The organism is uncultured Mobiluncus sp. (assembly GCF_963511525.1).
Classification (GTDB): Bacteria; Actinomycetota; Actinomycetes; order Actinomycetales; family Actinomycetaceae; genus Mobiluncus.
Window position 1 is genome coordinate 261400 of sequence record NZ_CAUPIY010000001.1, and the last position, 21877, is coordinate 283276.

The following is a 21877-nucleotide window of genomic DNA, read 5'->3' on the forward strand; positions in this document are numbered from 1 at the left end:
CGCTCGGAGCGACAAAACCCGAGCTTCCTGAAAAGTCATTTTATGCCTTACCGGGCGTGCGGGTACCGGACTTCTCCATCTCAATTTGACGTTCCTGCAAAGACCGCACCGTAAAGTTCTGTCCCTGACTTAAGAAGTCCATCACCTGCACCGCAACTTGCAGGGTCCGCATGGTTGTGATGATGACCTTGTTGGCGGTGGCAGCTGCGGTACGAATCCGGTATCCCGCTTCGCGAGTGCCCTTGCCGCGTTCCGGAGTGTTGACAACCATGCCGACTTCCTCGGATTTCACGAAAGAGCTGAAGGCCGTGTCGGCTGACCCGTCGGTGAGCTGTCGATCCTTTTCCACTCGGGTAACCGGAATCCCGTTGCGCTCCAGGACCGATGCCGTCCCCTCGGTAGCCACCAGCTTGTAGCCCAACTGGTGCAGCCGCGAACAGGGCAAAATAATGTGGCGTTTGTCCCGGTCAGATACCGTCACCACAATAGTCGTGCCCGGTTTGGGCAATGCCCCTACCGTTGCCAACTCCGACTTGGCATAGGCCATCGGCAGATTCACACCCAATCCCATTGCCTCGCCGGTCGAACGCATTTCCGGTCCCAGAATCGTATCGACCATCGTGCCGCTAAAGGTACGGAAACGCTTGAACGGAAGGACGACTTCCTTGACGGCAATGTCGGGATAGTTACTCCACTGGGCAAAGTCCACACCGGGCAGCATCCCGCACTCACGCAACTGGGCGATGGTGGTGCCGGTCATGACTTTGGCGGCCGCCTTCGCCAGGGGAACTCCGGTCGCTTTCGCCACGAACGGAACTGTCCGCGACGCCCTGGGGTTTGCTTCGATAATGTTGAGCACTCCCGCCGCCAACGCGAACTGAATGTTGATGAGCCCGACAGTGCCCACGCCTTGGGCAATTGACTCGGTCGCGGAGCGTATCTGGTTAATTATCGTGCCCGAGAGCGTGGCGGGAGGTAGCACGCAAGCCGAGTCGCCGGAGTGAATGCCCGCCTCTTCGATATGCTCCATCACGCCAGCCAGGTACAGCTCGTGACCGTCATAGAGCGCGTCCACATCGATTTCGATGGCATCATCCATGAAATGGTCAATGAGCAGCGGTCCGGCGCCAACTCCGGCCGAGTCCGGCCCCAATCGACTGAGGTAATCCTCAAAATGGTCGGCGTTGAAAATGATTTCCATGCCGCGTCCCCCCAGCACGTAGGAGGGGCGAGCCAGCAGTGGGAACCCAATTTCGCCAGCTATGTCTCGCGCTCCGGCGTTCGTGGTGGCGGTGCCATGAGCGGGGGCAGCCACCCCGGCAGCGGTATAGACGCGTTCGAACTCTTGCCGGTCCTCGGCCAGGTCAATCGCGCGCGCCTGGGTGCCTAAAATCGGCACTCCGGCATCGGTGAGGCGCCGCGCTAGGGACAGCGGGGTTTGGCCCCCCAGCTGGACAATCATCCCAGCTACCGGACCGCAAGCCAGTTCCGCCCGGTACACCTCATAGACGTCTTCAAAAGTCAAGGGTTCAAAGTACAGCCGGGACGCGATGTCATAGTCAGTCGACACGGTCTCAGGGTTGCAGTTGACCATAATCGTGTCGTAATCATCTTTCAGTGTCAGGGCGGCGTGCACGCAAGAATAGTCGAATTCGATACCCTGGCCAATCCGGTTCGGCCCGGAACCCAAAATAATGACCGCCGGCTTCTCGCGCGGCTGTACCTCGGTGCTGAGGTCGTAAGACGAATAATGATAAGGCGTGTTGGCACCAAATTCGCCGGCGCAGGTGTCGACTTTCTTGTACACCGGGTGCAGGCCAAAAGCGTCCCGGACTTCCCGCACGGTGTCCTCTGAGATGCCCCTAATCTGGGCAATCTGCAGGTCTGAGAATCCGTGACGTTTCGCTTCGCGCAGCAGCTGGGGCTGCAAAGCGGGAGCTTCCCGCAGGCGCTTGGCCACCTCACAGAGGATAAACAGCTGGTCGATAAACCACGGATCTATTTTGGTTGCGGCATAAATGTCGGCAGCCGACGCTCCCCCGCGCATTGCCTGCACCACTTGGGTCAAGCGTCGCTCCGTGGGGGTAGCCATTTGTTCCAGCAGCTGCGCGGTTTGTTCCGGACTTGGAGCGGGCTGGGCAAAGTCAAAACTGGACCCGCGCTTGTCCAAGGAACGCAACGCCTTTTGCAGAGCCTCGGTAAAGTTTCTGCCGATAGCCATCGCTTCGCCCACCGACTTCATGGTGGTGGTCAGTGTCGGGTCAGCCGCGGGGAACTTTTCAAAAGCAAACCGCGGCGCTTTCACCACCACATAATCCAAGGTGGGCTCGAAGGACGCCGGGGTGGACAACGTGATGTCGTTGGGAATCTCGTCCAAGGTGTAACCCACTGCCAGCCGAGCGGCGATTTTGGCAATCGGGAACCCCGTTGCTTTTGACGCCAGGGCCGAAGAACGTGACACCCGCGGGTTCATCTCAATGACGATAATCCGACCGGTCTGGGGGTGGACGGCGAACTGGATATTACACCCGCCCGTGTCCACACCGACCTCGCGAATGACGGCAATCCCGATGTCGCGCAAACGTTGCATTTCCCTATCAGTCAAAGTCATGGCGGGCGCTACCGTGATGGAATCCCCCGTATGCACCCCAACCGGGTCCAGGTTCTCGATAGAACACACCACCACGACGTTATCGGCGCGGTCCCGCATCAGTTCGAGCTCGTATTCTTTCCATCCAATGATGGCTTCTTCCAACAGAACTTCGTTCGTCAGCGAGTCGGACAGGCCAGCCAAGGCAATCCGCTCCAAATCCTGTTGATTATAGGCAATCCCGGAGCCCAGGCCCCCCATGGTAAACGACGGGCGCACCACGACGGGAAAGCCGAGCTGCGCGACCGCCGCGTTGACCTCCTCTAGGGAATGGGCAATGAAAGACCGCGCCACTTCCGCGCCGCAGCGTTCCACAACTTTCTTAAATTCTTCCCGGTCCTCGCCCGCGTTGATGGCCGCGGCGTTGGCGCCAATGAGTTCGACTTGGTATTTGTCTAAAATCCCGGCTTCGCTCAAGTTAATCGCCGCGTTCAAGGCCGTTTGCCCGCCCAGAGTGGGCAGCAACGCATCGGGGCGTTCCTTGGCGATAATCGATTCCAAAAATTCGGTGGTAATCGGTTCGATGTAGGTGCAGTCGGCGACCTCCGGGTCGGTCATAATCGTGGCGGGGTTGGAGTTGACCAGGATGACTTTCAAACCTTCGTTACGAAGCACTCGACAGGCTTGAGTTCCCGAATAGTCGAACTCGGCCGCTTGACCGATGACAATCGGCCCGGAGCCGATGACCATAACAGAATGTAAATCTTGACGCAGCGGCATCAGGCCTCCGCCTTCCCGGTTGGTTTTTCACAGCGATGTTGCAACATCATCTGTAAAAAGTCGTTGAACAGGTGCGACGCGTCGTGGGGGCCGGCGGCAGCTTCGGGGTGATACTGCACGGAAAAGGCCGGAATGTCCAAACATCTCAGACCTTCCACGACATTGTCGTTCAGTCCGATGTGGGTAACTTCCGCCCGGCCGTACTTTCCGTTGCAGAAGGGCGTTACCGAGGCTTCTCCCAGCGGCATATCTACCGCAAAACCGTGGTTGTGGGCGGTAATTTCGACTTTGCCGGTGCGTCTGTCAAGCACGGGCTGGTTCACTCCCCGGTGACCGTAAACGAGCTTGTACGTTCCGTATCCCAGGGCGCGGCCCAACAGCTGATTGCCGAAACAGATTCCGAAGTACGGCAGTCCCGCGTCCAACACTTCGCGCAGCAACTCGATTTCATGGGTGGCCGCGCTAGGGTCGCCGGGCCCGTTTGAGAAAAACACCCCATCGGGGTTGATGGACTGCAGGTCTTTCAGGGTCGAGTCCGCGGGAAACACGTGAACTTCCACGCCCAGGGAAGCCAAAATTTCCGGGGTGCGAGACTTGACCCCCAAGTCCAATGCCGCTAACACCGCCCGTGGGCTCCCACCGGCGAATTCACCGGTGGGAGCAATCACGTAGGGGGTTTTGGTAGAGACTTCGGCGCTGAGCGCCGCCCCCGCCATACGCGGGGAGTCTTGAATGATGGAACGCAAAGCCGCTACCGCATGGGGTTCCAGATTTTCGGCGCCGACTGGCAGGGCGTCGCCCGAAAAAATGCCTCCCCGCAAGGCACCGGCTTCACGAATATGCAAAGTCAAAGCCCGCGTATCCACATCGCTAATCCCCACGATGCCGTGACGCACCAGCTCCTCTTCCAGGTCGCTTTCGGCACGCCAGTTCGAGGCTCGGCGGGCCGGATCGCGCACGACATAACCCGCCACCCAAATCTGGTTAGATTCCGGGTCGGTCGTGTTCATGCCGGTGTTACCGATGTGTGGCGCGGTCATGACCAAGATTTGCCGATGATAGGAAGGATCCGTGAGAGATTCTTGATAGCCGGTCATTCCAGTGGAAAACACGACTTCACCCAAAGTTCGCCCGCTGGCTCCGAAGGCCTTGCCCGCTAGGGCAAAACCGTCCTCCAGAACCAGCACCGCGTCCGCCCGATCCATCGGGAGCGCGGGATGGTCAATACCTTGCGGATTATGGCTTTGACTGAGCATTTCCGTCATGGTTAGGTTCTCAGCGCTGATCGACCGGGATAGCCGTGGCGTCCCTAATCGTGAACTCGCCCTTCCACATGGTGTACCGCGCCTGACCGGGCAGTTCCATGCCCAGGTAGGGGGTATTCGTAGACAGGGAATGCTGCGTGTCCAGGTCAATAGTGCGGCGCGTGGAGGGATCCCACAAGGTCAGGTTCGCCGGTTTTCCGGTGACGATGCCCTGGCCCTGTTCCTTGACCCGCCCGATGTGCGCCGGCGCGGTGGACATGACTCGCGCCACGTCTTCCCACGTGAACTTGCCGGAATCGACCATGACTTTCTGAACCACCGGCAGAGCGGTTTCCAAACCAATCATGCCGAAAGCCCCGGCCTGCCACTCGCAGTCCTTTTCCTCCAAAGGGTGGGGCGCGTGGTCGGTGCCGATACAGTCGATGGTGCCGTCCATCAGGCCGGCCACCACGGCTTCGGTGTCCGCAGCAGTACGCAGCGGCGGGTTGACCTTGTAACGCGGGTCGTAGGTCTTGGCCATGTCTTCGGTCAGTAAGATGTGGTGCGGGGTGGCTTCGGCAGTCACGGCAATGCCGCGGCTCTTGGCCCACCGCACAATGTCTACCGAGCCCGCGGTGGACACGTGACAGATGTGGACTCGTGAACCCACGTGAGAAGCCAACTGAATATCGCGCAGGATAATGGCTTCTTCCGCGACCGCCGGCCATCCGGGCATACCCATTACAGCTGACAGCGGAGACTCGTTCATTTGTGCATTTTCAGTCAGACGCGGGTCTTGAGCGTGCTGAGCTACCACACCATCAAAGGTCTTTACATATTCCAGAGCGCGGCGCATCAACACCGGGTCAGAGACGCATTTTCCATCGTCAGAGAACACCGAAACGTGTGCGTCCGAACGGTTCATGGACCCTAAGTCCGCCAGGTGTTCACCTTGCAGACCGGCGGAAACGGCACCGACTGGGCACACCTGCACCCAGCCCGCCAGATTCCCCAAGTGCACGACCTGCTCGACGATACCGGCGTTGTCTTGGACAGGAGTGGTGTTTGCCATCGCGTGGACGCAGGTGTAGCCGCCGTAGGCCGCCGAGAGCGTGCCGGAAGCGACCGTTTCCGCATCCTCACCGCCGGGTTCGCGCAGGTGAGTGTGCATATCGACCAGGCCGGGCAAAGCCACCAAGCCGTTGCCATCTATGGTCGTGGCACCGGCAGAAACAGCGTCCGCCGCGTCGGCACCTACACCCGCGAAAATGCCGTCCTTGACAGCAATGTCAGCCCCCTGACCGTTCGGCAGGGTTACGTTCTTAATCAAATATTCCTTCACAGCAGGCCTCCTTCCGGCGCGAGCAAAAGGTAGAGGGCAGCCATCCGGACACTCACGCCGTTTCCAACTTGTTCAACAATGACAGACTTTGCGGAATCTGCGGCTTGGGCGCAGATTTCCATACCTCGGTTCATCGGACCGGGGTGCATGATAACCGTGCGTTCGGGCAGGTTAGTGAAACGGGTGTTGTTCAAACCGTAGGCCCGGTGATATTCGACCACAGACGGGAAGTAGCCCCCGCCGGCAGAACTCATGCGCTCGCGCTGCACCCGCAGCATCATCACCGCATCAGGATTGGTAGCCAAGGCCACATCCAAGTCGTAGGACACGTCACACTTCCAGTTTTCTACCCCAACCGGCATTAGGGTCGGCGGACCGACCAGGGTCACGTGGGCGCCCAAGGTCGACATCAAGTCCACGTTGGAGCGAGCAACACGAGAGTGCAGGATATCGCCCACAATAACCACGTGGGCGCCATTTAGGTCTTTACCTGCGAGGTCGCCGCCGCTCAAACCAAGGTAGTGCCGGCGCAGTGTCATCGCGTCGAGCAGAGCCTGGGTGGGGTGTTGATGTTCGCCGTCACCAGCGTTGAGGACGGGTACGTCAGACCAACCGGCGTTAGCCAAACGGTAGGCCGCCCCGGAGGAGGAATGGCGGATAACGATGCCATCAACCCGCATGGCCTGCAGGGTCAAGGCCGTATCTTTCAGGGATTCGCCTTTCGCAACCGAGGAACCTTTCGCAGAAAAGTTGATGACGTCCGCGCTGAGGCGCTTGGCCGCGGTTTCAAAAGAAATCCGCGTCCGGGTGGAGTTCTCAAAAAAGAGGTTGACCACAGTTTTGCCGCGCAAGGTCGGCAGTTTTTTCACCTTTTGAGCCTGGGTCATCGCCATGGCTTCGGCAGTATCCAAAATTTTCAGGACATCTTCGTGGCTGAGATCAGCCGCAGAGAGCAAATGTCGCATGATTTTTATTCCTTCCCGTCTGCAATAATCACGGCGTCTTCGCCGTCACTGTCTTGAAGTTTTACGAGTACCTGTTCCGCCCGTGAAGTGGGCAGGTTCTTTCCAATGTAGTCAGCGCGAATCGGAAGTTCGCGGTGACCGCGGTCCACGAGCACGGCTAACTGCACTTGGGCAGGGCGGCCGTGATCGTTCAACGCGTCGAGCGCAGCCCGGATGGTGCGTCCGGAATAGAGCACGTCGTCGACGAGGATGACCGTTTTACCGTCGATGCCGGTTTTGGGCATCACGGTGGGTTTCGGTACGCGTATCGGTTGACGGGAAAGATCATCGCGGTACAGGGTGATGTCCAGGGTGCCAACCGGGACGTCTGTATCGGGATTATTTTCCTTTAAAAAATTCCCCAACCGATTGGCTAGCTCAACGCCACGGGTGGGGATTCCTAACAGAACGACATCTTCAAGACCCTGGTTTTTCTCCATAATCTCGAAGGCCAGTCGTTTCAGCGAACGGGCAATGTCAGCACTGCCCAACACTGTTTTTTCCATATTTTTCCTTTCTGCCTCACGGGGCAAAATTAAAGGTTTTATAGCGACTCCATAGTACACGTTTTTTCCTTTACCTCCGAATCCCCTGCCCGCGCCGGCGCAAATCGGGTCGGGAATGCTGGAACTCTCGGGGAAAATTCAGAAAGACGCGAAATTTTCAACATCGAGCGTTTTCGGGCTAAACTCCTGGCAAAATCGCCGATAATAGAGACATGGACGAAAAACGCGAGCTGTTAATGCAGCTTCTATTCGGCAACGAGGACACGCCGGGGCTGAGCCAAGAGGTCACGCAACCCGACAACTCGCCAGAGGCCGCTGCTCGTTTCCAAAAGTGGGCCAAGGCACAACAGAAAGCCCAAACCATCAACGAAACTCTGGACAATTCGGAAAAATCCGCGGATATCCTGCGCGAAATGATGAATCGAGATTAACCGCAGACTTTATTCCAGGGTGTCTAAGTCGATCTGTTCCAAAACGCCGCCCGCTGCGGCCGTTTTTGCCGCGGTATCAAAGCTCTGCGGTACCGAAGACTCCAGTTTCGCAATCGCCTCGCCGCTCAAAGTTTGGTCGGACTCGGTTTTGCTCAACGCATCTTTCATATCGTTGATAGCTCCCAACAGACCGTTGATAAATTTTGGCGACTCGTCAGTGGAACGTTCCTCCGCGATTTGCATAGCGGCGGTGATAGCTACGGCTCCCTCCACGTCGGGATTGAACAAAATTTCCCAAGCCGCGACCCGCATAATAGCTAGGTCCACCTCGGGCATTCGCTGCAGCGGCCACGCTTTTGAATACGTCGCCAAAGCCGCATCAATCCGCTCTAAATGCTCGGCCACCCCCTCCAGAATTTCGACGGCGTAGACCGGGAGCGGGGTCTGCGCGGTAGTCTCGTCCTGACGTAGCTGCGCCAGAGAAAATATGCCCTCGGGAGTGTCCCAGCCCCGAACGTGCGCCTCATAAAGCACATCAACGGCTCGAACCCGCTCCCTCGTGCGCCGCGGCAATTTATGTCCCACTGTCTCGTCCCCTCGCAAAAATGCGTAACGCGAGCCGGAAGCCTGCGCCCCGACTCGCGTCCACTGCAGTATTAATCGGTAACCCGCGAGATGTATTCGCCGGTGCGGGTATCGACCTTCACCTTGTCGCCAATATTTAAGAACAGCGGCACCTGAATGTCCCAGCCCGTCTCGAGGGTGGCCGGCTTGGTGCCCGCATTGGAGCGGTCGCCCTGCAAGCCTGGTTCGGTGTGCGAAATCTCTAACACAACCGAGGCCGGCAGCTCAATAAACAAAACATTGCCCTCGTTGAAAGCCAGGATGCATTTCTGGTTTTCCAACAGGAAGTGCGCGGCGTCCCCGACGACTTCGGGAGTCACACTGACCATTTCAAAGGTCTTTTCGTCCATGAACACGTAGTCGGTGCCGTCGTTGTAAGAGTAGGTCATGTCGCGGCGATCCACGGTGGCGGTTTCAATCTTTAGTCCTGCGTTAAACGTCCGGTCAACGATTTTGCCCGAAAGGATGTTTTTTATCTTGGTGCGCACGAAGGCCGGTCCCTTACCGGGCTTCACATGTTGGAATTCGACAACCTGCCACAACTGGTTGTCAATCTTCATCACCAAGCCGTTTTTCAAATCATTAGTCGTTGCCACGTTTCATCCTTCACAGTCTTAACAGTTAGCAAATCAGCTCAAACAGTCTACCGAAAAAGCGGGCCGTTGGCTAACTGCAGCCGTTTTCAGCGATAACTTTCAGCAGTCGTTGCGCCAGTTCTGTCAAGGTTCCCTCGGTTGGCACCGTGTAATCACTGTGTGCCATTAGTTCCTCCCGGCGGTCTTTGGCCAAGCGGCGATAGGCGGCGCGCCAAGGCAGGCCGTTAGGGTCGCTGAGTTTTTCCGGGTTCACGGCCTGCCACGACTGTTCCCAGGGCAAATCAAGGAAAATTACCGGATTTCCGGCCTGTCGAAAGTCCTCTACAGGTGCGGATGAACCGGTCTCGAGCACGTCAGAGGGCAACACAAAAATGGCGGGAGCGCAGCGCGGCGACCAAGCATCGAGGCCTGACCCGGGAGCCACGGGCAGGCCAAGGTCCGGTGAAATCGTCTGCGCCAACTGGCTCAGACGGGCTCCTGGAAGGGACACTAAAGCCAACGAACAGTGCGGTTTCACTGGGGAATCCCCGTCATTTGGGCGGCTTTGGCCAGAGCTTCGACATCGGCGACGGGAACAACCACGGGTTTGCCCCAATCTTCCAGCAGGACAAACCGCAGCTGCCCGCCGCGAACTTTTTTATCGCTGAACATGATGGGTAACAGTTCCGCAAAAACGTGGTCACTATAGGTGGTGGGCAGGCCAACTGCTTCCAGTTGGTCACGCAGGCGCGCAGCCAGATTTTTTGGCCCTCGCCCCAGCACCGCGGCGAGGTTCGCCGCAAACACCATCCCGATAGAAACCGCTAAACCGTGTGGGAAACGGTAGTTCTCTACCCGTTCTATGGCGTGTGCCAAAGTATGCCCGTAGTTCAAGTATTCCCGCTGGCCCGACTCATACAAATCGGCGGAAACCACGTCGGATTTCACCGTGACGGTCCGGCGAATAATGTCTCGAAGCGAGGAGGAATCCGGGTCCAGCAGTGCCGATGCGTTGTCCCGAGCAATGTCCAAAATCTGTTGGTCACGGATAAACCCGCACTTCAGAGCCTCTGCCAGCCCCTCTCGCAGGTGGTCTGGCGAAAGGGTTCGCAAAGTCGTGAAATCCACCGCCACCCCGATAGGAGGATAAAACGCCCCGACCAAGTTTTTCCCGGTGCTCCAGTCAATGCCGGTCTTGCCTCCGATAGCAGCGTCAACCATCGCCAGCAAAGTCGTCGGCACCGTGATGAGATTAATGCCACGCAGCCAGGTCGCCGCTGCAAAACCTCCCAGGTCAGTGGTGGCTCCCCCGCCGAGAGCCACAATCGCATCGCGGCGTTCCAGACCCGCGCTAGCGGCCGCCTCCCACACTTCGGAAAGCACCGGGAGCTGCTTCGCGGCTTCTCCGTCAGGCAGCACTTTCACCGTGGTTTGTTTACCCAATGAATCCAAGTGCTGCGCCAAACTGTTCGCCGCTGATGCCACCGCGGGTGCGCTAAGCACCAAAACTTTGTTTGTGTGCGCCTTCATCAAGGCCGCGACCTGTGCGTTTAGGTCCTGCCCGAAGCTGACGGCATAGGGATGGCCGGGGGTGGACACCCAAATACAGTCACCCTGGCGTTCTTCATAAGCAATGATTTCCTCAGCCAATTCACTGCGTTTACTCTGCGCATCGATAATGACCGTGGCGGTGTTTTCATAGATGTCTTTCCGCTGCCGATACAGCTCATGCATCCGTTCTCGCAGGTCTCCCGCCAACAGGGGACGAACTTGGGCGTCTTTCTTTTGAACGGAACGCTCGGAACGTTGAATCTGGAGGTTCACCAGGAAGTCCGGGTCCGCTTTCAGGTAGTAAACGGTGTGTTCGCTCAGCAGTTCGCGGGTCGGGGCGTAGGTCGGGGCGCCGCCTCCCAGGGAAACAATCCGGGCTGAGCCCCGCAGCGCGTCGCGAACCACCGTGTATTCGAGGGCGCGAAAGCCCTGTTCTCCGAGTTCTTTAAAGATCCAGGGGATGGATTGACCGAAACGCTGCTGAATTTCCAGATCGGTATCAATCCAGGTGGTGTGCAAAATTTGAGCCAGAATCCCGGCAGTTTTCGATTTGCCCGAAGTGGGCAATCCCATCAGAACGATTTTGCGCGTCATCAGAAAGTCGTCCTTTGCGTGACTTCATCCAGGTAGGCGCGTAAGTTTCGTGAACATTCCGCCACCGAGTCCCCGCCTGTTTTTTCCAGTAGAGCGTCGGCCAACACCAGCGCGACCTCGGCTTGGGCAATGACGGCAGCCGGCACTACTGCGGTCGTATCCGAACGCTGGTGCAGCCCGGTCGCCACGCTACCATCAGCCAAATCCAGGGTCGGCAGGGCGTGGGGCACGGTAGAGATAGGTTTCACAGCGGCGGAAACCACAATCGGATTGCCGTTAGACATCCCGCCTTCGATGCCGCCCGCCAGGTTAGTCGGTCGCGTTACCATTCCCAAGCCCGTGTTCGCGTCGGCTGGCTGGTCACCGCGGTACAGGGGGTCGTGGGCTTGACTGCCCGGCAGGGAGGCTTGCAGGAAAGCCGCGCCGATTTCCACCCCTTTTACGGCTTGAATAGAGACTAGGGCGGCGGCCAGACGCGCGTCTAGTCGGCGAGCTCGGCTCACGTGAGACCCTAAACCGATAGGCACCCCGTAGGCGATGACCTGGACTACTCCCCCTAAGGTGTCGCCCGTGTGTTGCGCGTGGTCAATAGCCTGCACCATAAGTTGCGCCGTATGCGTATCCAGGCAACGTACCGGGTCATTGTCAAGATAATCCGCATCTTCCGGCTGCGGCATCGGCGCGTCCAGGGGAACCGAAACTGAACCGACGGAAGTCACATGAGACACTAAACGAATCCCCGCGACCTGATCCAACAACGCTTGTGCGAAAGCCCCCAGCGCCACTCGAGCGGCCGTTTCTCGAGCGGAGGAACGTTCCAACACGTTCCGGGCGTCAGTGAATCCGTACTTCATCATGCCGGCAAAGTCGGCGTGTCCCGGCCGCGGTTTAGTAAGCTGCAGGTTTCGCGCCACTTCGCGCTCGTCGCCACGACCCGCGTCTCGCAGCAGCGCCTGACGAGGTACCGGGTCGGGACTCATGACCGTCTGCCACTTAGGCCATTCTGTGTTTTTAATCTCAACAGCGATCGGGGAACCCAGCGTTTTGCCGTGGCGCAGCCCCGAAAGGATGGTTACTGCGTCTTGCTCGAAGTTTTGACGTGTTCCCCGGCCGTAGCCTTTTCGCCGCTGGGCCAGGGTTTGGGTCAGGGTATCGGTGGTGATTTCGATCCCTGCCGGCAGGCCGCTGAGTACGGCAATCAGGGCAGCACCGTGTGATTCCCCGGCAGTGACACATTCCAACATGAGTTCATCTTGCCACATTTCACCACACATCCCGAACTGGGCAGCTTCGTCCTCGTGGTGACAAAACCCGGCTAGATGCCGACCGATACCGAAGGCAGGTACACTACCCACGTAATGTACGCGCCTGTGATGAGCCACGGACCGAAAGCAATGTCCTGGTCTAAGTCAAGCTTCTTAGAGATGACCAGGATTAGGGCAAATACACCGCCCAAAAGGGACGCCAGCAGCAGCATAACCAGAGGTGCGAACCAGCCATAAAGACCTAGCCAAGCGCTGAGCAGAGCCGCGAGCTTGACGTCTCCCATCCCTAAACCGATATGCGTGGCGAGAACCAGAACCAACCCCATGGCTAGCCCCAAAACCCAGACCCGCGCCAGTGCTTCGGGGCTATGCAGAATCAGGGCGATAATAGTCAGCACAGGCAAAAGCACCGCGGCACCCAATCCCAATAGACGGTTAGGCAGCAACCGGTAGCGGGCGTCAGTCAGGAACAACGCGCAGAAAGGGGCGGTACCCAGGTACACCGGCAAGGTGACGAGGAAATGGGTGAAGCACAAACCGTGGGAAAAGTAGTTGAGGATGAGCCACTGGATAACATTGAGGAGAATCGTAGCCAAGGTCAGGCACAGCGAAAACGGGAGGTAGAACGAATCCGGCAGTTCGATGTGACGCTGGCGCAGAATCTTGGTCGTGGCTGCACCCACCGCAAAACCCCAAATTCCGCTGACAATCCACGCCATAACGTGCCAGAGCATAACTTCCCCCCCTCCTGTGACGACACTGTGACTTTATAGGGAGCCGGCAAATGTTAAGACAATTTGTGCCGACATCATTCTAGTCCGCCGAGTTGACGTACTTCAGCAAAGCGGGACGCAAAATTGCGACGTTGATTTCCTGTCCGGTAAACAGCTTTACCTGCGCGACACCCTGGTGCAGCAGCATCTCCCATCCCGGAATGACCTGGGCTCCACAAGCTCCCGCCCAGCTGGCGAGGGTGGTCGGCCACGGCGCATAGGCCGCGTCTAAGAACACCGCGTGCGGATTAATCCGCAGTTGCGCCAAGGGCAAGGCATCTTGGAATGGGGCGGGAACAGTACTCATCACCAGCTCTGCCGAGCTTAGCGCCCGGTCAACGTCCTCAGCCTGGTGCCACGCCACCGCCCGGACGCTCAAGCCCATACGTTGGGCCGCCCGAAAAGCCGCGCCCGTTTGGGTGGTGGTTCGCGATATCACTGTCAGCTCTGTGGACCCGAGTTCCGTGAAAGCAGCCAGGGCCGAAGCAGCTGTGGAACCTGACCCGAAAATAACCGCGCTGGACCCGGTCTCTAAGTTTGCCGCTACCGCGTGACGGAAAGCCTCGACGATGCCCCGGACATCAGTATTGAATCCGGTCCAATCCCCTCCCGCGGCGGGGACCAGGGTGTTCACCGCGCCGGTGACTTTGGCCAGGCCGTCAGCAAAAGTCGCAGCCTGCAGTGCCTCCGGTTTCAAAGGCATAGTCACCGCCAAGCCGCGCAACTGAGAATCTGCCGCGGCCAGAAATGCCTTGAGCGTTCCCAACCGAACACGCTGGCGGCGAAAATCCCAGTTCAAGCCTAGTTCACGATACGCCGCCAAGTGGATAACGGGAGACAAAGAATGCGAAATCGGGTCACCCAAAACCAAACAGTACGACACGACCCGCTACCCTTTACAAATATCGGGGTGATCCTTACAGAACTGCTTCAATAACTCCACGTTAGCTTCCTGTTCCTCCATGGTCGCGCTGAAACGTGTCTCTCCCGTGTTCAAATCCACCGTAGTGAAGTACAGCCAGTCGCCCGACGGCGGGTTGCGGGTGCCGTCAAAAGCATCCTGCCCCACGACCCCGATAGGACCCGGCGGCAGCCCCTTGTGGCGGTAAGTATTGTACGGATTCGAAGCGTCAGCAACCTCGGCAGCGGTCGGAATTTTTCGTGACTTCGAGGCTTCGCCCAAACCGTAGATAACCGTGGAATCCATATTCAAAAATCCGACGGTTTCCTTGCTGGCGTCCATCCGGTTTTCCAGCACTCTAGCAATCTTACCGTAGTCCTGTTTTTGCAGGTCACTGCCCTCACGCTGGACGATAGACGCCTTGGTCAGGAACGTCTCCCACTGAGCCTCAGGAATACCCGCGTCCCGCAGTCGCTTCACACTGGCACCCACCATCTGGCGGATCGTTTCGGTCGCGTCCTGACCGGGTCCCACCAGGTAAGTTCCCGGAGCTAACCATCCCTCGATATCTCCGTTGGCGACCTTGGGCAGTCCTGGAGCGTTGGCAAAAGCCGCCTCAACGTCAGCATCACTGAAACCGGCAGTAGTCACCAGTTGCTCTTTGACCTGCCACTTTGTCAGACCCGGACCAAGCGTAATCTGATCGTCAACCCGGTTCGCTTTGTCAATCAAGATTGACAAAGCATTGACGGCCGACATGTGTTTGGCCATCGCATAGGTTCCGGGCTGAATCGCGGAACAGGCTGCCTCCTGGTCGCGGCACGCATTAAAGAACGCCTGCGAAGACGCCACAACCTGTGCTTTAGCTAAAATATTGCCAATATCTGAGCCCAGGGCGCCCTCAGGAACGGTCACCATCACCTGGCCGGTGCCGCTGCCTTCATAGTCGGCACCCTTGGCGCTGAGCCAACGATTGAAAATAATCGCGCCGAAAACGATGGCCACCGCCAGCAGCGTGACCACAATCGCCAGGATGACAAACGTGCGATTGCGCATGGTTTTGCGACGCCGAATTCGAGAACGTTTGTCGCGCCGACGATTTTCACTCAAGGTAACTTCGGGTTGTTCGGCGGGGGCAACCTGCGTGTCCTGCAGCAGGGTTTCCCAGGTCGCGTCTGCGGCTTGGGGCACTCCCGAGGCCACGCTGGGAAAAGATGGGGTGTCGGGCTCCTCTTTGCGGCTGCGACGGCTGGGAAGTGTGCGCGGAGTAGGCTCAGCCGCGACATTCGGGGGCGTGACCGGGACTGACGTGGGAGTGGGGGTCTGCGGGAGTGGCGCGTCTTGGGGAAGTGCCGGGGTCGAGGGAGCCGAAGAGTCAGCCGAGCCCAACGCGGCCTGACCGTGCTGAGCTAAATACCGACGTCGGCGCCGGGGTCCCATCGATGCGAGGTCTTCAGTGTCTGCCATGTACTTCCCTTGTTAGGTGATTTAATCCATGATAACCAACTCGCCAGGTAAGTTCCCTGTTTGAGTCAAAGTTTCTAAAGCTCGCGTGAGGATGGTCACGGCGGCGATTTGGTCAACCATCTGCTTTTGGCGGCGCGTGCTCACTCCGGCCTCGTGCAGCTTGGCGTGCGCATCAGCCGAGCTCAACCGTTCATCAATGAGATATACCGGCAGCGTGCCCAGCCGCTTGACCAAACGCCGAGCGTAAGACCGCGCCATCCGGGCAGCCTCACCCTCTTTACCGCTCATCAGTTTCGGCAAGCCCACGAATACGGCCTTGGGGTCGCTTTCCGCAATGATGTCCACCAGTTCATCCAGCTCGGAACCGTCCGGGCGCACCTGCAGAGTTTCCACCGGCAACGCCAAGGAAGTCCCCGCCACCGAGCGGGCGACACCCACGCGTGCCTTACCCACGTCTATGGCGAGAAAGTTTCCGGCAACCATCCTGTGCGCTATCCCCTCTCAGCGAGCCGGCCCGGCGCAAAGCCCGGATTGGCCTTTGTTTATTTCGCGAGTACTGACTGCAGGGCGGCCACTACGGCGTTCAGACCGGTTTCGGGTTCCCCTGCAGGGGCTCCGCCGCCTTGCGCCAAGTCGTCCTTGCCGCCCCCGCCGCCGCCCATGGCTGCGGCACCGGCCTTCACCAACGCCCCGGCTTTCACACCCTTGTCACGAGCTGCCTCGTTGCTGGCCACAACCAGCATCGGTTTTTCACCGATAACGGCCGCCAGAGCGACCACCATCGGATCTGCGTTAGAGAACCGCCCGCGCAAAGTGGTAGCCGCCTGACGCAAATCGTCCACGGAACCCGCCTGGGCGACCTGGTGAATGACCTGCACACCGCCCAGCGTTTCGGCAGATTTGACGTAGTCGTCCAGATTGGACAGCAATGCGGCCAAGCGGGTCTTTTCGAGTTCTTTTTCCGCGGCCTTAAGCCGCTCCATCAGAGACGTAATGCGTTCCACCAAGGTTTCCGGCTTGGCTCCGACCAGCTGGGTGACCTGGGACACCAACGCGTGTTCTTTGGCTTGGAATCCCGAAGCTCCATTTCCGACCAGGGCTTCGATACGTCGCACGCCGGAACCAATCGAGGATTCTCCCAGCACCGCTATAGAGCCGATATGCCCCGTCAGCGGCACGTGGGTGCCGCCACAAAACTCCCGAGACCAGCCGTCGCCAATATCAACAATCCGTACAATCTTGCCGTATTTTTCCCCAAAAATGGCCTGGGCGCCGGTCTTTCGCGCCTCCTCAATGGGCATCTGGTAATCAGAAACGGTCATATTGGTCTGGACCCGTTCGTTAGCTTCCGCCTCGATGTCCGCCACCAAAGAATCCGGCAAAGCGCTCGCGTTGCGGAAATCAAAACGTACGTGCCACGGAGCATTTTCCGACCCGGCTTGGGTCGCCCCTTGCCCCAAGGAATCCAACAGAATCTGGTGAATGACGTGGGTAGACGTGTGAGCCCGGGCAATCGCACCGCGGCGCTCAACATCAATCGTAGCTTGGGCGTCCTCACCGAGGGCGACCTGACCTTCCGTCAAAGTCCCCCGATGCATGGGCAGTCCCTTTACGGGGGCCTGCACATCAGCCACATCCAACACTCCGCCGCCCGCGAAAGTCACCTGCCCTTGATCAGCGAGCTGCCCGCCGGCTTCTGCATAGAACGGGGTTCGGTCCAGTAGGACCTCAACGGTAGCCGGAGCCGTCGCGACCGGTACCGGTTTGCCGTCCTGCAAAATGCCGACCACCCGCGCCGGAGCACTGGTTTCGGTGTATCCCAGGAACTCCACCGTGTTGCTTTCACCAAGTTTTGCTGCCAGTTCATGGTAGACGTGAGCGTCGACGTGGCCGGTTTTCTTGGCCACCGCGTCCGCCCGGGCGCGCTGCTTTTGTTCGTTCATCAACTCGGTGAAACGTTTTTCGTCCACCTTGACCCCGGCCTCTGCTGCGATTTCCAGCGTCAGGGAGAGGGGGAAACCGTAGGTGTCGTGCAGTTGGAAAGCGTCGTCGCCGCTCAGGGCCGCACCCGACTGTTTCGCTTTCGTCACAGCGGTATCCAAGATGACGGTTCCGGCATCGAGGGTGCGGCGGAAAGCGTCCTCTTCAGCGTAAGCCACGTCGGAAATGGTGTTCCAGTCCTTTTCCAGCTCAGGATAAGAGGCTTTCATCACATTCATCGAGGCCGGCAAGAGGTGTGGCATGACTGCCTCTGACACTCCCAACAGCCGCATGGAACGCACCGCGCGGCGCATCAGGCGGCGCAGCACGTAGCCCCGTCCCTCATTGCTGGGACGAACTCCATCGCCAATCAGCATCAGGCTGGAACGCACGTGGTCAGCCACGATACGGAAGTGCACATCCATCGGATTGGGGCCGGAAGTGTAGCGGCGCCCGGACATTTCCTGAGCAACTTCAATGACAGGGAACACCTCGTCAATTTCGTACATATTGTCTTTGCCCTGGAGGACAAAGGCCAGACGTTCCAAGCCCAAGCCCGTGTCGATAGCGGTCTGGTCGAGCTTGCCCAACAGAGGGTAGTCTTTACCGGAGCCTTCGCCACGCAGGAATTCATCAAAAACCAGGTTCCACAGTTCCAGGTAGCGGTCGCCTTGCGTGTCAACTTCCGGACCGCCCTCGGGGCCGTATTGCGGACCGCGGTCCAGGTGGATTTCCGCACAAGGGCCGGCTGGGCCGGGCTGGCCGGTATCCCAAAAGATTTCTTCGCGCGGAAGTTTCTGGACGTGGGCGGGATCCAGACCGATTTGCTGGGTCCAGATGTCCCAAGCGGCCTCGTCCTGGTCCCAAATCGTGACCCAGAGCTTGTCGCCATCCAGGCCGTAGCCACCGTCCTTCTGATTGCCGGTCAGCAGGTCCCAAGCATAATGAGACGCGCCTTCCTTAAAGTAGTCGCCGAAAGAGAAGTTCCCGCACATCTGAAAGAAAGTACCGTGACGAGTGGTTTTCCCGACCTCGTCAATGTCGTTGGTGCGGATACACTTTTGCACCGAGGTGGCTCGTGGCCACGGCGCCGGCTCGGTTCCTACGATGTAGGGAATGAACGGAACCATGCCCGCAATGGTGAACAAAATTGAGGGGTCGGGCGAAATTAGCGGTACCGAGGGGCGAACCTCATGACCGTTCTTGGCAAAAAAATCCAGCCAACGCTGACGAACTTCCGCAGTACGCATCTATATGTATCTTTCCTTCGTATCCGGGCTGCTCCCGGATTATCTGTCCTGGTCCCCCGGTCAATTGTTCCGGGCGGTTTTCGCTGATTATCGGTGAACTTTACTAAAATTCCAGGTCGTCGTCCACAACGGAATCACGGTGACGTCCGCGTCCGACTCTGAACCCCGCACCGTCGTCCTTCCGAGCGTTCCAAGTGTCGCGAGCCTGCTCGATTTCTGAATCACTGGAGCTCAGAGCCTCGATAAGTTCCCCCTCGCGCTGTGACATATCCGCACGGAACCGCTGGGTCATCTGATCGACAGTCTGACGGAACGGGGTAACGGTAAAGTACGCGGCCAGAGCCGCCCCCGCGGAAAGGAGCAGCGTCGTCCCGACCGCTTTCGCTGTATTCGACATCTCTCCCCCTACTTCGCTTTCTTAGCGTCAATACCCATGGCTTTACGCACCGCGTAGTTAAAAGCCGCGACCTTAATGAGCGGCCGGCCCAGCGTCGCGGTAAACAAGGTCGTCAGCGCCGAGAGATCCTCGACAGAACGATTCGCCGCCGAAGTCATGGAATCGACCCGTACCAACTGATTGTTGACCTGATCCAAAGACGTCTGTCCCTGTTTGACCGCTACCACAGCTTCGTCGGTGACAGTTTTGATGGATTGCTCCAGTTGGGAAAACACCCCGCCCAGTTTCCATAGCGGCACTGCTAAAAATAGCACTAATACCGCGAAAGCCACGGCGGCAATAATCCCGGCAATTTCACCAATCATGTCATTCTCCTGTCCCGGTGTAGTGACCCAAATTCCCGCGCTGTCTGCACGAAACACACCGTAGATATTCTAACTTTAAACAATTGACCCCGGGAAAATCCCGGGGCCACTGAAAGTTTTAGCGGGAATAGTGCTCCACGACCAGTTGCACTTCACACTGAATCGGGACTTCTTCACGCTTAGGCTTGCGATCCAAGGTAAAGCGCAGCTTTTCCAAATCAACCTTAAGGTAGTCGGGAACGGGAGGCAGCACATCGCGGTGAGAACCGCGGGCAGCCACCACGAAGGGGTCCTTTACCTGGGAGGACGGCTTGACCTGAACAGTCTGACCGGGACGCACCTTGTAAGAGGGACGGTCCACAATCTTGCCGTCAACCAGAATGTGCCGGTGAGTTACCGCCTGACGAGCCTGGAACATGGTGCGGCCAAAACCGGCCCGCAACACCAGAGCATCAAGCCGGGTTTCCAGCAATTCCACCAGGTTGTCACCGGTTTGGCCTTCCATGCGGCGCGCCTCCTGGAAGGTTTTGACCAGCTGAGCCTCGCGGATTGCGTACTGGGCACGCAAACGCTGCTTTTCTTTCAAACGCACCGCGTAGTCAGATTCGCTACGGCGGCGGGCGCGGCCGTGTTCACCAGGGCCGTAAGGACGACGCTCAAAGTACCGCTTAGCTTTCGGGGTCAGCGGCATCCCCAAGGCGCGTGACAAACGCACCATTTTCCGAGAACGGTTTGCCATTTATATTCTTCCTGTCTTATTTCAAAGTCACCCCGCGAGGGCATCTCGGCGGGGAGGGGCCACCATTTTGGCTAAGACCCCAGGTGTCCGGGCATCAACCAACCGCGGGTTGGCCAAAATGCCGGGCAACTTGGCTATCCTACCGCATTTTTTGAATCTTGCGTATTTTTGCCAGCCTCTCGCTCAGCGTCACTTCCCACCCGTGTGCGGAAGGATCGTAATAAATCTTGTCTTTCAGCTGGTCAGGCAGGTATTGTTGCGCGACTATGCCGCGAGTATCATCGTGGGGATATTGATAGGTGCCCAGAGCTTTCCTATCGGCACTAGCCCCCGGATAATGCTGGTCGCGCAGATAGGTCGGAACTGTGCCGATGTTGCCGGCCTCCACGTCAGCCATCGCGGTATTGATACCGACATAAGCCCGATTCGACTTCGGGGCCGTCGCCACCGCCACGACAGCCTCGGCCAGGGGAATCCGTCCCTCCGGCATCCCAAGCAACTGCACCGCTTGTGCCGCCGCGACCGCGAGTGGCAGCACGGTAGGGTCAGCCAACCCGACGTCTTCTGCCGCGGCAATGACAACTCGGCGGGCAATGAAGCGCGGATCTTCCCCTGCCTTAATCATCCGTGCCAAATAGTGCAGGGCGGCATCGGGATCGGAGCCGCGCATCGACTTGATAAATGCCGAAGCCACATCATAGTGTTCGTCAATCCCGTAGCGCACCACGGCTGTGTCTGCTGCCGCCGCGACGTCGTCTTCGGTAATCTCTGTGGCCTTGCGGGAATCGGCTCCCCCGGCGGCAGCTTCCAACAGGGTCAGGGCTTTGCGCCCGTCCGCGCCGGCTAATCTGATGAGGCTGTCCCTAGCGTCCGTGGTTAGGGTGTATTTTCCAGCCAGTCCGCGTTCGTCCGCCAAAGCCCGGTCCGTGATGGTTTCGATGTCCTGGTTCGTCAGTGGTTTCAGCGTCAGCAGCAGGGATCGGGACAACAGCGGAGAAATGACGGAAAAAGCCGGATTTTCCGTGGTGGCTGCCACCAGGATAACCCACCGGTTTTCCACCGCTGGAAGCAGCGAGTCCTGCTGGGATTTAGAAAACCGATGGACTTCGTCAAGAAACAAAATGGTTTCTTGACCGCTCAGGCTCAGACGTTGCTTCGCCGCGTTAATGACTTCTCGGACTTCCTTCACTCCCGCATTGATGGCGGAGAGCTGAGCATACTCTCGGCCGCCTGCCTGCGCCACCAGATATGCCAAGGTCGTTTTGCCGGTTCCAGGTGGACCGTAAAGGATCACGGAGGACGTCATCTCGGTGTCTGCCCGCAACAGCCGCTGTAATGGCGAATTGGGCACCAACAGGTGTGACTGCCCCACCAGTTCTTCTGCGCAGCGCGGACGCATCCGCACCGCCAAAGGGGCGTCCGGGCGAAACTCCGGAACCCCCCTGCCGGTATCACTCAAGGAATCAAACAAGTCCATGAGACCACCCTAGTGAAAAATG

At 58.4% G+C, this 21877-nt stretch carries 20 protein-coding genes; 1 reads left to right on the forward strand and 19 read right to left on the reverse strand.

Annotated elements, in window-relative coordinates; genetic code table 11:
- Nucleotides 1–40 precede the first annotated feature (40 nt).
- From carB to pyrR, 5 genes are all read right to left on the reverse strand, one after another.
- Nucleotides 41–3370, reverse strand: a complete 3330-nt coding sequence (gene carB / locus RQ935_RS01150; protein ID WP_311496841.1) for a carbamoyl-phosphate synthase large subunit — start codon at nucleotides 3368–3370, stop codon at nucleotides 41–43.
- Nucleotides 3370–4575 carry a glutamine-hydrolyzing carbamoyl-phosphate synthase small subunit gene (carA, locus tag RQ935_RS01155; RefSeq protein ID WP_311496967.1) on the reverse strand — a complete coding sequence of 402 codons (1206 nt, stop codon included), beginning with the start codon at nucleotides 4573–4575 and terminating at the stop codon, nucleotides 3370–3372. The genes carB and carA overlap by 1 nt, the downstream gene beginning before the upstream one ends.
- Before the next feature lie 70 nt (nucleotides 4576–4645).
- The gene (locus tag RQ935_RS01160) at nucleotides 4646–5956 is read right to left on the reverse strand and encodes a dihydroorotase (RefSeq protein ID WP_311496842.1); all 1311 of its coding nucleotides are present in this window, start codon (nucleotides 5954–5956) and stop codon (nucleotides 4646–4648) included.
- Nucleotides 5953–6921: an aspartate carbamoyltransferase catalytic subunit gene (locus RQ935_RS01165; RefSeq protein WP_299294050.1), complete on the reverse strand. Its 969-nt coding sequence runs from the start codon at nucleotides 6919–6921 to the stop codon at nucleotides 5953–5955. Before RQ935_RS01165 ends, RQ935_RS01160 begins: the two co-directional genes overlap by 4 nt.
- Before the next feature lie 5 nt (nucleotides 6922–6926).
- On the reverse strand, nucleotides 6927–7496 hold the full coding sequence (gene pyrR / locus RQ935_RS01170; RefSeq protein WP_374042909.1) for a bifunctional pyr operon transcriptional regulator/uracil phosphoribosyltransferase PyrR: 570 nt from the start codon (nucleotides 7494–7496) through the stop codon (nucleotides 6927–6929).
- A gap of 182 nt (nucleotides 7497–7678) precedes the next feature.
- Here pyrR and RQ935_RS01175 point away from each other — a divergent pair, with 182 nt between their 5' ends.
- Nucleotides 7679–7897 (forward strand): hypothetical protein, encoded by a 219-nt coding sequence (locus RQ935_RS01175; RefSeq protein ID WP_299294046.1) that lies wholly within the window; start codon nucleotides 7679–7681, stop codon nucleotides 7895–7897.
- Between the two features lie 9 nt (nucleotides 7898–7906).
- Here RQ935_RS01175 and nusB read toward each other — a convergent pair whose 3' ends face one another.
- From nusB to RQ935_RS01245, 14 genes are all read right to left on the reverse strand, one after another.
- The gene (nusB, locus tag RQ935_RS01180; protein ID WP_311496843.1) at nucleotides 7907–8482 is read right to left on the reverse strand and encodes a transcription antitermination factor NusB; all 576 of its coding nucleotides are present in this window, start codon (nucleotides 8480–8482) and stop codon (nucleotides 7907–7909) included.
- Between the two features lie 71 nt (nucleotides 8483–8553).
- Nucleotides 8554–9117: an elongation factor P gene (gene efp / locus RQ935_RS01185; protein WP_311496844.1), complete on the reverse strand. Its 564-nt coding sequence runs from the start codon at nucleotides 9115–9117 to the stop codon at nucleotides 8554–8556.
- A 70-nt stretch (nucleotides 9118–9187) separates the two neighbouring features.
- Complete coding sequence (locus RQ935_RS01190) at nucleotides 9188–9634, reverse strand: hypothetical protein (protein ID WP_311496845.1); 447 nt, start codon at nucleotides 9632–9634, stop codon at nucleotides 9188–9190.
- A complete protein-coding gene (gene aroB / locus RQ935_RS01195) occupies nucleotides 9631–11241 on the reverse strand; it encodes a 3-dehydroquinate synthase (RefSeq protein ID WP_311496846.1) in 1611 nt (536 codons plus the stop codon). The genes RQ935_RS01190 and aroB overlap by 4 nt, the downstream gene beginning before the upstream one ends.
- A complete protein-coding gene (aroC, locus tag RQ935_RS01200; protein WP_399531808.1) occupies nucleotides 11241–12485 on the reverse strand; it encodes a chorismate synthase in 1245 nt (414 codons plus the stop codon). The genes aroB and aroC overlap by 1 nt, the downstream gene beginning before the upstream one ends.
- Nucleotides 12486–12556: 71 nt before the next feature.
- Complete coding sequence (locus tag RQ935_RS01205) at nucleotides 12557–13240, reverse strand: prepilin peptidase (protein ID WP_311496847.1); 684 nt, start codon at nucleotides 13238–13240, stop codon at nucleotides 12557–12559.
- 79 nt (nucleotides 13241–13319) lie between these two features.
- Nucleotides 13320–14162 carry a shikimate dehydrogenase gene (locus RQ935_RS01210; protein WP_311496848.1) on the reverse strand — a complete coding sequence of 281 codons (843 nt, stop codon included), beginning with the start codon at nucleotides 14160–14162 and terminating at the stop codon, nucleotides 13320–13322.
- A 6-nt stretch (nucleotides 14163–14168) separates the two neighbouring features.
- The gene (gene mltG / locus RQ935_RS01215; protein ID WP_311496849.1) at nucleotides 14169–15647 is read right to left on the reverse strand and encodes an endolytic transglycosylase MltG; all 1479 of its coding nucleotides are present in this window, start codon (nucleotides 15645–15647) and stop codon (nucleotides 14169–14171) included.
- A gap of 21 nt (nucleotides 15648–15668) precedes the next feature.
- Entirely contained in the window at nucleotides 15669–16130 is a 462-nt protein-coding gene (gene ruvX / locus RQ935_RS01220; RefSeq protein WP_311496850.1) for a Holliday junction resolvase RuvX, read from the reverse strand.
- Between the two features lie 59 nt (nucleotides 16131–16189).
- Nucleotides 16190–18877, reverse strand: coding sequence for an alanine--tRNA ligase (gene alaS, locus RQ935_RS01225; RefSeq protein ID WP_311496851.1), 2688 nt, complete (start codon nucleotides 18875–18877; stop codon nucleotides 16190–16192).
- A gap of 103 nt (nucleotides 18878–18980) precedes the next feature.
- Nucleotides 18981–19274 (reverse strand): hypothetical protein, encoded by a 294-nt coding sequence (locus tag RQ935_RS01230; RefSeq protein ID WP_311496852.1) that lies wholly within the window; start codon nucleotides 19272–19274, stop codon nucleotides 18981–18983.
- Nucleotides 19275–19282: 8 nt separating this feature from the next.
- Nucleotides 19283–19696: a DUF948 domain-containing protein gene (locus tag RQ935_RS01235; protein WP_311496853.1), complete on the reverse strand. Its 414-nt coding sequence runs from the start codon at nucleotides 19694–19696 to the stop codon at nucleotides 19283–19285.
- 61 nt (nucleotides 19697–19757) lie between these two features.
- Nucleotides 19758–20378, reverse strand: a complete 621-nt coding sequence (rpsD, locus tag RQ935_RS01240; protein WP_311496854.1) for a 30S ribosomal protein S4 — start codon at nucleotides 20376–20378, stop codon at nucleotides 19758–19760.
- Nucleotides 20379–20517: 139 nt separating this feature from the next.
- Entirely contained in the window at nucleotides 20518–21855 is a 1338-nt protein-coding gene (locus tag RQ935_RS01245) for a replication-associated recombination protein A (RefSeq protein ID WP_311496855.1), read from the reverse strand.
- Nucleotides 21856–21877 lie beyond the last annotated feature (22 nt).

What these genes read in the sequence shown, in the direction of transcription:
- mltG (WP_311496849.1), bottom strand. Translation starts at nt 15,647, where the DNA reads ATGGCAGACACTGAAGACCTCGCATCGATGGGACCCCGGCGCCGACGT.
- alaS (WP_311496851.1), bottom strand. Translation starts at nt 18,877, where the DNA reads ATGCGTACTGCGGAAGTTCGTCAGCGTTGGCTGGATTTTTTTGCCAAG.
- carA (WP_311496967.1), bottom strand. Translation starts at nt 4,575, where the DNA reads ATGGATCGGGCGGACGCGGTGCTGGTTCTGGAGGACGGTTTTGCCCTA.
- carB (WP_311496841.1), bottom strand. Translation starts at nt 3,370, where the DNA reads ATGCCGCTGCGTCAAGATTTACATTCTGTTATGGTCATCGGCTCCGGG.
- RQ935_RS01165 (WP_299294050.1), bottom strand. Translation starts at nt 6,921, where the DNA reads ATGCGACATTTGCTCTCTGCGGCTGATCTCAGCCACGAAGATGTCCTG.
- aroC (WP_399531808.1), bottom strand. Translation starts at nt 12,485, where the DNA reads ATGTTGGAATGTGTCACTGCCGGGGAATCACACGGTGCTGCCCTGATT.
- RQ935_RS01175 (WP_299294046.1), top strand. Translation starts at nt 7,679, where the DNA reads ATGGACGAAAAACGCGAGCTGTTAATGCAGCTTCTATTCGGCAACGAG.
- RQ935_RS01205 (WP_311496847.1), bottom strand. Translation starts at nt 13,240, where the DNA reads ATGCTCTGGCACGTTATGGCGTGGATTGTCAGCGGAATTTGGGGTTTT.
- rpsD (WP_311496854.1), bottom strand. Translation starts at nt 20,378, where the DNA reads ATGGCAAACCGTTCTCGGAAAATGGTGCGTTTGTCACGCGCCTTGGGG.
- RQ935_RS01245 (WP_311496855.1), bottom strand. Translation starts at nt 21,855, where the DNA reads ATGGACTTGTTTGATTCCTTGAGTGATACCGGCAGGGGGGTTCCGGAG.
- RQ935_RS01230 (WP_311496852.1), bottom strand. Translation starts at nt 19,274, where the DNA reads ATGTCGAATACAGCGAAAGCGGTCGGGACGACGCTGCTCCTTTCCGCG.
- aroB (WP_311496846.1), bottom strand. Translation starts at nt 11,241, where the DNA reads ATGACGCGCAAAATCGTTCTGATGGGATTGCCCACTTCGGGCAAATCG.
- ruvX (WP_311496850.1), bottom strand. Translation starts at nt 16,130, where the DNA reads ATGGTTGCCGGAAACTTTCTCGCCATAGACGTGGGTAAGGCACGCGTG.